Genomic DNA, 10,470 nt, shown 5'->3' with positions numbered 1-10,470 from the left:
TATGATAAATGGCCGCTACGTTTGCGCTGTGTCCAGCGTGAACACGCGTCTGAGCGTTTGCCAAAGCACCTCGCCAGGCAGTGGTTGCTGGCATTCACTGGTGACGCGCGCCCATTCGGAGTAGACCTCGCTTTTTGATAAATCCACCGCCTGCGACTCGTCCTTCTCCACGTATTGGAATAAATATGTCTTTCCTTCTATCTCCGAAGCGAATATGTCACACCTGATACAGTTGCTCTCTCTCAAAAGTTCGCGTATCTCGTCGCTGCAATGATCGTGCAAATAGATATAGCGTTCCAGCATACCGGGCTTGACGCCGATTACACAGCCATTTCTGCTAATATTGCCCATTGTCTTGCGTACTCCTTCGTTTTATAAAGCTAAGTATATACTGGTGTCCCGACACTAGGGAAGCGCTGATTAAAGAACGTGCGTGATGGCGAGTTGAATTTTCGCCAGATTCGTCATGCAAAAGCCGACGGCGTAGCGGAACTACGTCGAGGATTTTGCATGACGGAGATGGTGGAAATGCAGCTGCCAGCGCGTGTGGGATTTAATCAGCGCTTCCCTAGGCCTATACGACCTCGAGCGCGTCCCTGTTGGGGAGCGTGGGAAAGGGCATGGTCGGTAAGCTCTGATACCAATACGCTACGGAGGAAATATCGTCGCGCAGCGGCAGATATCTTTTCCCCTCGCGCCAGCCAAGCGCCTGTATCGTTACGCGCAGCGCGCAGTCGAAATAAATCGGATCTACGATGTGCCAGCGGTACATGCCAAAGCGCATTTGACTGTTATAAAGGTGATCCGGGGTTATAACCTGATGCAGTCCCGCATATGGCGTCGTATATGTTTTGTAGTTGGCGTGGGTTTGAGGATCTTCAAAATTATACGAGCCGCAGAAGTAATCTTCCGTCCCTGTGCCGCAAATGGTCGGGCTCTCGTCATCTGAGTCCATATAGAACTTGATTTCGCCCTCTCCCCACCATCCATTGTTATGAACGCCCCACGCCATATACGTTCCCACATACTTGCCGCATCCCTTTATGCCGTCCACGATGGTATAGACGCTTTTATAGGGTAAAGGATTGACGCGGCGAAACTGCGCGTGAAAATACAAATCGTCCTGCGCGACGTCTCCAAGGCAATAATCGATTTGATAGTAAACGTTTTGCGCCACAGGCGATATATTGGTCAGCGTGATTCGCGCACGTTTACGAAAGGGCATCGGCCAATAGCAATTAAACGCACAGCCAGGATTTACGCATACAGCCAGGGAGGATAACTGGGCGTATTCATTCCAGCCCATGCAGAAGAAATCGCCGACGGGGCATTCCACGCTTGCGATTTGCTGGTCATCCCAATATGCGCGCAGAATCAAATCGCGCCAACGGCCCGAAGGCGTAAGCCATATATGCTCTAGGACGCCGCTTCCCTCAATATCCGCCAGCGTATAGCTTTCCATTGGCCCTATGACCATAAAGGGATTGACCTTCCAGCCCGTTCCCAAATCGCGTGCCGCCTCGCGTGCGCTGCCGTTTTCAAGGGGACACAACGCACCGCCGCCTTTTTCCCCCCTCGGGTTTTCAGGCGAAATAGATCTGGAGATTTTTCTTTCCATGCGGGCAATATTGCTTATATCCATATTGGTTTCACGCCTCGTTTATTTGCTATAATAGACTCTCATAGGCTCAATCAGCCCAACGCTCAGTTCCTTAAACTCGCCGAAGGGCAAAAGGCACTTCGATCCACCGACGTCGCCTGGTTCGTCCCATACGATTTCGACCAGGTTTTTTCCGGGATTAACGAGTTTCGTTATATCCGCTGCCCAAGCCGTCATGTTCCGATAGAGCTTTGGTACAACGCATTCGGCCACCGGAATTCCGTTGACGAAAAGCCTGCCATCGCCGAAGGACACGAGCATGAGCATGAGCGTGACGTTTCCGCCTTCAACAAAGATTTCAACACACTGGCGATTCCCCTCGTGCGCCCATCTCTCGCGTGGAATAAGCTCATAATTATCCAATGCCTGAGCGGCGTCCACCTGAGCGGCCATTTTCTCAAAGAGGCTGTCGGTTTCGGCATTAATGCGTTCAAATTCGCGGAAACGTTTCGTCTCAGCGTCGGGGAACGGCTCAACGCGCTCTACAGGCGTCCCGTTTTGACGGCACTCATTTAGATCGACAGTCGCGTCGATGGCGGAAACTAAATAGCCCGCGCTCTTTCCGTTCACCATGCGCATGGAGATATCCTTCAAATCATAGCCGAAAATCAAGGGCCTTGCGTCCTCGTCATCGCGCTTAAATTGGCAATTGTCAAACCGCGCACCGTCAACATGACGCATGTAAATTCCCGAGGCGGGATAGTCGCCGTTGATGGAAAACACATCTGCGTACATGAAGCTGTAATCTAGAAATTCCGGCACGTCCACGCGGTTGAGCGCCTCGGGTTCACACGCGCCGCAGAACACAATTTTGATATTGCGCATATCTAGGTTCTCGATGGGCATGCTTTTCCAACCGGAGACGATAAAGCAGTTGCGCTGATACGCGGCGCTCACGGGCGACATATAGGCGGTTAGACCGTCGATATAGATGTCGCTCAAGCCGCCCAAGCGGGGGCGTATGTTCGTAAGCACCCTTGATAGGCGGAAGGGACTGGCCGTCATAAACAGCGGGCGGTGTACGTTTCTCATGACTATGCCGCTAATGCGTATGTTCTCTATACGTCCACAGGAGCAGTTTTGAATCTTTAATGCGTCGTTGCAATTTTCGAATACGCAGTTGCTGATGGCGATTTCAGACATGTCTCCCGCAGATTCCGGGCCTATGCGAATGCCGGCCCAGATTGAGCGTAGGAGGCAATTCGTTATGGTGTAATTGCGGTTCGCCCAATCGGGATAGTTGGTTTTAAGCGATATTCCGTCGTCGCCCGCCTCGATCAGGCAATCTGAAATCACGACGTCTGAGGTACCGTCAAAATCAAGTCCATCTCCGTTTTCAGTATTCCACGAATAGATGTATACGCCTCGGACGAATACGCGTTTGCTACGGGAAGCCCAGAGCGCGAACATGGCGGAGTTTTTAAGGGTTACGTCTATTATGTGGATGTTTTCGCAATAATCGAAGAACAGCAGCATGGGGCGCCTGCGTAAATGATCGCGATCGTCGGGAAAGCGATGGTCGCTTCCGTTGCCATCTATAGTGCCCATTCCTGTTATGGAAATATTCTTGGCGTTTATCGCGTATATAAAGCCTGTCGTTTTCGCATCTCTGGCGATCTCCGGAAGCCCAACCATCGGAGCAAAGGGCCACGCCGTTTGGGTCATGGTATAGTCGTTGTAATCCGTTGAGCCGAATAAAACCGCCCCGGAATCAAGCGTCAGATTGACATTGCTTTTAAGCTCGATATTGGTGGAAACAAAGGTTCCCGCCGGAACAAACACGACACCGCCGCCCGCCATATGTGCGTCGTTTATGGCGTTTTGTATCGCCAGACCGTTTGTCCTGGCGTCGTTTGCGGTTGCCGCCCCATAAGTCAATATATTGTAAGACACTATATTTCCTCCTTAATAAGGAACACGATTACCATCTTGGATCAGGTGCTCCAATAAATGTCTTTCGTTGTATAATTCAAAGGTTTCGGGATTGTCGGAGATAATTATGATATCGCGTTTCCTATGCGTGCGCTAACCTCATTGTATGAGTGTTCCATGTCGTTTAACTCGTTGATTTCCGCCACGATCTTGTAATCCCGGAACACCAGTATGCGACGTGCCAACGCGATCATCTCCGCCATGTCGGAGGATATGAGTATGATGGTCTTGCCTTCTTCTTTGGCTAATTGCCAAATGATCTCGTGAATATGCCGCTTAACCCCCACGTCAACGCCCACGGTGGGCTCGTCGATAATGAGTATGTTGCTGCCTGTCAGCAACGATTTGCCGAGGGATACCTTTTGCTGATTGCCGCCGGAGAGCGACTCGATGACGGTTTCCTGTGAGGGCGTTTTGATCTCCATTTTCTCGATCATAGCCCTGGTCATTTCCTCTCCGATCCGCTGATTAAGCTTCCCCATTTTGCCGCGCATTTTGGGAAGATTGGTCAATATAATATTGTCCCTTACGGAGAAGGATAGGATAAGCCCCTCTTCCTTGCGATTCTCGCTTATGTAGCTGAGTCCGTATTTGTAGACGGAATCGGCGACATTGTGAATATGAGCGAGTTTGCCGTTGATGAATACCTCTCCCGTGTCCATTTTGTCCGCGCCTATTAAAAGCCGCGCCAATTCGGTGCGCCCTGCGCCCACGAGACCGTAGAAACCCAGTATCTCGCCTTTATACGCCTTAAAATTAACGTCTTCAAACATACCGGCCTTGCCGATGCCGCGCGCCTCTAGCACCACCTCGTCTGAAATGTCGAGCTGCCCAAGATTGTCGATGTTCTCGTCGCGCCCTATCATCATGCGGATCAGGTCGTGGCGCGTGATATCCTTTATGGCACTCGAGCCCGTTACTTTGCCGTCGCGCAGAACGGTAACGCGATCGCATAGGCTCGTAACTTCTTCGATCTTATGTGAAACGAATATCAAGCTTTTGCCGTCGTCGCGCAGTTTCCTCAAAATGGCAAACAGATTCTTCGCCTCGTACATGGTAAGGGAACTTGTCGGCTCATCCAGGAGTATAAATTGCGCGTCTGAAGACAGCGCTTTTGCGATCTGAATGAGCTGCTTTTGAGCGGCTGTCATATTGGCTATCACATCGGTAGGCTTCACATTCAGTTCGACCATATCCAGATACTTCTTTGCCGTCTCGTTGATCTTCTTCCAGTCGAGGCAACCAAATTTGGAAAAGCGCGAGAGCTTGTCGAGCACGATATTTTCCCCCACGGTACCATGCGGAATTACTTGGATTTCCTGATGCACCATGCTGATATTGTGATCAATGGAATCCTGATAGCTTTTAAAAGCGACATGCTGACCATCGATGTAAATATCCCCCAGTTCTGGGACATAGATACCGGTTATAACCTTCATCAGCGTTGATTTGCCCGCGCCGTTTTCTCCCATCAGGGCGTGAATCGAACCGCGCTCAAAACTCATTGATACATTGTCCAGCGCCTTGACGCCGGGGAATTCCTTGCTAACATTTTTTACTTCTAACATAGTAACCCCTTTTCCCCGCTTAACGCAAAGAATATCGGATAGAAGCGTCGAAAGTTCATTTCGCTTCCGATGCGTGCCGCCGAGTAACGTCGAGCGCGCAATATGCGTCGGACTGTTCTGGCAAAATGAACTTTCGACACTAGAAACATAACTGAGCCTACTTAGCCGTCAGGTAGGTCGTGGTCAGTTCGGAGGTCAGTTTCGCGGTCAGCGCATCCAAATCAGCCGCGTAGGTTGAGAGGTTATCCTTCGTGACCAACACGACCCCGGTATCCACCAGGAATTGGCCTTCCACCGGCTTCATATTCTCGGCGGCCATATAGTAAAGCATCGCGCAGGACAGATAGCCGTGGGCGTTCACGTTCTGTGCCATAGTGCCGTAGATGATACCCTTCTCAATGCCCATCATGACATCGTCCGCGCAGTCGCAGCATACGATATATATCGGCGCCGCGTCGGGATTTCTGCCGTAATAGTCATCCATGACCTGCACGACGGCGGAGGAGTTTATCGTGCCGGTGCAGACAATTCCGTCTATCTCCCCGCCAAGCGCGCCCAGAGCGGAGGATATTTTGGTGACGCCCTCTTCGATGCTGCTGATATCAGCGATCTCCATGGCGATTTCCACGCCCTCGTGGGCGTCTACGCACTCGATGACGCCTTCGCGCCTTTTGGCTGTGTTGGAATCGGTGAGCACCTCGAGGACGTTGAGAATCTTCCCACTACCGCCCATTGCGCCTATGACGGCTTCGGTGGCGGAGTAAGCCGCGGCCTTGACGTTGCTGGCGGCGCAGAGCATTTCACTCTGCGCACTGGTGCTGGCGCCGTAGGTGACGCAGTTGACGCCCTGCGCGATCAGTTCATCGTATAGTCCCGACGCGCCCTCCGTGCAGGGGAAGGACGATATGTTCGTGTAGCCGTCGGCAACCATCGCGCGAACCTGCGCGTCCATTGTCGCCTGCTCCAAGTCCCCGAAAATGATTCTCACGTCCACGCCGTAATCCGCGGCGAACTTTTCGACCGCCTTGCCTACGGCGTCGGTGTACTGGTTAGTGCCGGGCGCATACCAGCCAATTTTTACGTCGGCTGTTTCCGCGACGGCGGGAACAACTAAGCTGAGTACGAGCACCAACGAGAGTAGGATTAAAGATCTCCTTTTCATTGTGGGAATGCTCCTTTCGCTATTTGCTATATTACAGGTCACGCGACTCGATCTTCGCGGCCTGCTCAGCACGGAATTTGCGGCGGCGTCTGGCGACGTTCACCATGTTGGAAATCGCGCCTACAGAGCAGGCGGCGAGCAGTATCAGCCCCAGATAAGTCTGTTCGAAGTAGGTATTTGCACGCATAAGCACAAGGCCATTTTTAATTATCACGATCATAAAGCCGGCGATAGCCAACCCGAGCGGACATATCACGCCGCCCGTCAGACCGGTGCCACCGATGACGGAGACCGCGAAGGAATATAGCATCCAATCCGCGCCGGTCGTGGGCTGGGCGATTCCGTTGAGCGACACCGACCAAACGGCAGCGATGCCCGCGAAAAGTCCCGAGAGAACATTCGCGATAAATATCATACGATCCACGTCAACCGCCGCCATCGCTGCGGCGCGTTGATTTCCGCCCGTCGCCAACACCTTGCGGCCTGTTGTGGTATAGCGGAAGAAGTACCAGATCATAACCAGTATAGCGACCGTTGCCAGCGTGATAAGCGGGATCCCCAGAAAATCGCCGCGCCCGAAATTGGAATAGTCGGGGGTAAGCCCCGTGTAGGGGAATCCCTTTGAGATGCCGGTAACCAATCCCTTGAATATAAACTGCGTCGCTAGCGTCGTCACAAAGGCGCTCAGCCTAAGCTTGGTGATGATCAGTCCATTTATCGCCCCGCATATGCAGCATGCCGCAACAGCCGCCAGTGTCGCCACCGCGCCCGAAAGTCCCAATTCCTGCATACACACGCCAGCGACTACCGCGCCCATAGCGCCAATATAACCAACGCACAGACTGGTGCCGCCGACAATCTGCACACAGGCCTGCGACAAGGCGATGATCGAGTATATACAGGCGGTGCGCAATAAGTTATACATATTGTATGCGGAAAAGAAATTTTCGGATGACGCCCTGAATATGACGCACAACGCCAGTGTCGCTATAATCACCGGCAGTTCGCGCCGTTTGGTAATACGGCTGAAAACTGTTTTTTTCGAGATCTGTTCCATTCTTATACCTTCTTCTCTATATTTTGGCGCTGTTCTTCATGCATAACCACATGATTAATATGAACAGAGTATAGCATGCGGAATCGGCAATTACAACGCGTTGAGGCAAATAAAAATCTAAACGATTAGATTTTTTGTGGTAAAGTTACTTGACAAAACCGCTGCTTTTATACTACACTATGGTTAATCGCTGCATATGTTGGGAGGGGATGGTTTGGCGACCATAAAGGACGTCGCTTTGCGGGCAGGCGTTTCCACGGCGACAGTATCATGCCTTCTTTCCGGCGCGAAGCCTGTCAAGCCTGAAACGCGCATAAAAATCGATCAGGCGATCAGAGACTTGAGGTATATACCAAACGCCGCGGCACGACAGCTAAAAAAGGCGGATATGAAAACCGTCGGCGTGGTCATGCCGGATTTTAACGAGCGCCTGTATTCAGAGATCTTCGAGGGAATCCTCGAGTATTTACAGCCGCGCAATATCACCGTGAATATCTCCTTCTCGTTTGATAATTCAAAAATCGAACAGCAGTCCATGGTTAATTTCGCTCATCAAAACGTCATGGGACTGATCGTCGTTAGCTGTCAGCCGGAAAATCAGGAATTTTTCTTAGACTGGAAAGAGACTTATCAAATTCCGACTATCTATTGTCTTCACAGGATCGACGGGATAGAGGGGTATTTCGTAGGCTTTGATAACTATCGAATCGCCAAGTATCTATCCGGCGCTCTGTTAGCTAGCGGCATAGAAAAGCAACAGCTCATAACCGGAGACGACCGCTTTTCTACGGAGGTGGACTTTCTGCGCGGCGTCAGCGACGCCTACCAGCTATGTGGAAAGACATTCTCAAAAAGCGAACGCTTTATCACCAACATGACCAAGGAGAACGCTTTTAAGGCGGCGATGGAAATCGGCGCACGGGAACTTCCCACCGCGGTGCTTTGTTCGTCAGGTCAGATAGCCAAGGGCATAACGGAAGCCTTCGCCGCGCTGAAAATACAAATTCCGGAGGATGTCATTGTAATCACGCTGGGCGAGGAAAGCTGGAATAAGTCCGAGCACCTGCACAATGTAATCTATACGACGCGAGACGCGACATATTTGGGAAATACGGCGGCTGAACGGCTTCTGGAAATAATCGCTTCCCCAACGTCAGTCAGCGAGCGCGAAACGCTGCTCCAGGATCGTTTCTTATCCAAACCGCTCGTGTTGCCTAAGAGCGCGCGAAAAGCGACGACGGATATAGCGCCGCGCTCCGGAGGACGCGAGATCCGCCTTTTGGATTTTTTAGGCGTCATAAGCGGCTGTATTCCCGCGCTCAGCAACATCGCCCGCGTCTTTTATGCAGAAACGGGAATCAGCATAAAGTTTGTGACGAACAGCCTCGACATGATATGGGACGTCTCGCTGTATCAGCGCATACAAGCGGAAGAATTATATGACGCAGTGTTATTTGACACGCCATGGAAGGAGGAATTTATATATCATAATGCCATTGACAACATTAGCGACCTTATAGATCGCCCCGATTTCCCGCGAGACAAAATACTGGACTGCGATTGGAAAGGCTATTTTTATAATGGGAAATGCTATGGCTTTCCGCTCATAAACGGCGCGCAAACGCTTTTCTATAGGCGCGATCTGTTTGACAGCCCCGACATCGCGGCTCTATACTATAAAACATACAATGCCACATTGCGACCGCCGCGGACATGGAAGGAATATTGCCGTATCGCCAGTTTCTTTACCCGAGAATATAATCCCGCCTCGCCTACCAAATGGGGCGTAGCTGAAATGGATTTTGACGACGGGAGCCTTATCTCGCAGAATATCAGCCGTTTTATATCCGCCGGTGGAAGTATATGGAACAGGCGCGGGCAGTTGAATCTCGATACGCCCGAGAATAGGGCGGCGTTTAATTCTATGCTGGAGCCTTATAAGTATACCAAGGACAATACTTTCAACACCAGACTGCTCAACGCCGTAGATTGCTTTTGTCAGGGTGATTCGGCGATGTGTATAACCTTCAACGACGGCGCGACCTCTCTTCGCGATGCCATAAACAAGCGCCGCATTGGCCAATTGGGATACGCCATACCACCCGAGGGGCACAGCATCCGCGCGGGATGGGGATTGGGCATCCACCCCGCCACAAAGCTTCGGGAGGAAATATACACCTTCTTAAAATGGTTTACGCGAACCGATATAAGCTACTACTACACAATTCTCGCAGGAAACACCACCTGTAAACTGCCCTACGAAAACGGGGAGATACTTAATCTCTATCCCTGGATGAGGCTGTTCCAGCACGGTGAAACGAATTACTGCAAACGCCTATCTCGCCCGTATTCCGCGGATGGCTTAATGGTTTCATACATTGTGATCGAAAAAGCGTTCGCGAAGCTCATTCGCAGTCTCGTTTTGAACAGCGAACCTATCGAAGAGGCACTGGCGACAGCCCAAAGCGACATGACGCGGGCTTTTATTAATATGGATATTGGACGACAATAGAGGATATTAACTATAATTCCATCCCTTTATGAGGCTGATTGCAAACATAACCGCTATTAACCCGTAACCGTCAAACCGCTATTAACCCGTAACCGTCAAATAGCCCCCCGACACGCCATCCGAGCCTCGGCGCCCCACGGTGCCAGCGCCTCATCCGAGACGCCCTTGCCCAATAGCGGCAATCGTACCCGCAGAAGCTTGAGCAGGAACGCTTCGTCAATATCCGGCGGCTGATCGTCGCTTGGCCGTAGTGCAGCACGGCTATTCCCCGCGGCTCTGGTGATGTTGTATTCTGGCCATAGTGCAGCACGGCTTTTCCCCGCAGTTCTGGTGATGTTGTATTCTGGGCTGAGTGCAGCACGGCTATTCCCCGCAGTTCTGTTATATTCCGGGCTGAGTGCAGCTCCACAAAGGCTGTTTGCGCCGATGGCGATCGCCCCTTCCGCAAGGTTATTTGGGCATTGAGCGCCGGCGAAAGCTGATCTCGCAATCGTCTTTGCCAGTAGTAAAACGTCTTCTCGTTGATTCCATGTGACATCTCTCCCATTTGCCTAAGAGTTTTTCGGCGTCTCCTAGACT

At 51.5% G+C, this 10,470-nt stretch carries 7 protein-coding genes; 1 reads left to right on the top strand and 6 read right to left on the bottom strand.

Annotation, left to right across the window (positions count from 1 at the left end):
* Nucleotides 1-15 precede the first annotated feature (15 nt).
* The 6 genes from RRY12_11660 to RRY12_11635 form a co-directional block, all read right to left on the bottom strand.
* Nucleotides 16-351: an L-rhamnose mutarotase gene (locus RRY12_11660; protein MEG2185328.1), complete on the bottom strand. Its 336-nt coding sequence runs from the start codon at nt 349-351 to the stop codon at nt 16-18.
* A 223-nt stretch (nt 352-574) separates the two neighbouring features.
* A complete protein-coding gene (locus RRY12_11655) occupies nt 575-1,642 on the bottom strand; it encodes a glycoside hydrolase family 172 protein (GenBank protein ID MEG2185327.1) in 1,068 nt (355 codons plus the stop codon).
* Nucleotides 1,643-1,660: 18 nt separating this feature from the next.
* Complete coding sequence (locus tag RRY12_11650; protein MEG2185326.1) at nt 1,661-3,553, bottom strand: glycosyl hydrolase family 28 protein; 1,893 nt, start codon at nt 3,551-3,553, stop codon at nt 1,661-1,663.
* Between the two features lie 104 nt (nt 3,554-3,657).
* A complete protein-coding gene (locus tag RRY12_11645; protein MEG2185325.1) occupies nt 3,658-5,160 on the bottom strand; it encodes a sugar ABC transporter ATP-binding protein in 1,503 nt (500 codons plus the stop codon).
* A gap of 157 nt (nt 5,161-5,317) precedes the next feature.
* A complete protein-coding gene (locus RRY12_11640) occupies nt 5,318-6,322 on the bottom strand; it encodes a substrate-binding domain-containing protein (GenBank protein ID MEG2185324.1) in 1,005 nt (334 codons plus the stop codon).
* 31 nt (nt 6,323-6,353) lie between these two features.
* Entirely contained in the window at nt 6,354-7,379 is a 1,026-nt protein-coding gene (locus tag RRY12_11635) for an ABC transporter permease (protein MEG2185323.1), read from the bottom strand.
* Nucleotides 7,380-7,593: 214 nt separating this feature from the next.
* Here RRY12_11635 and RRY12_11630 point away from each other — a divergent pair, with 214 nt between their 5' ends.
* Nucleotides 7,594-9,891 (top strand): extracellular solute-binding protein, encoded by a 2,298-nt coding sequence (locus RRY12_11630; GenBank protein ID MEG2185322.1) that lies wholly within the window; start codon nt 7,594-7,596, stop codon nt 9,889-9,891.
* Nucleotides 9,892-10,470: the final 579 nt, after the last annotated feature.

This window comes from Cloacibacillus sp., assembly GCA_036655895.1.
Lineage (GTDB): Bacteria > Synergistota > Synergistia > Synergistales > Synergistaceae > JAVVPF01.
Note: the sequence above shows the minus strand (reverse complement) of the source record. Positions and strands in the feature narration are given on the sequence as shown.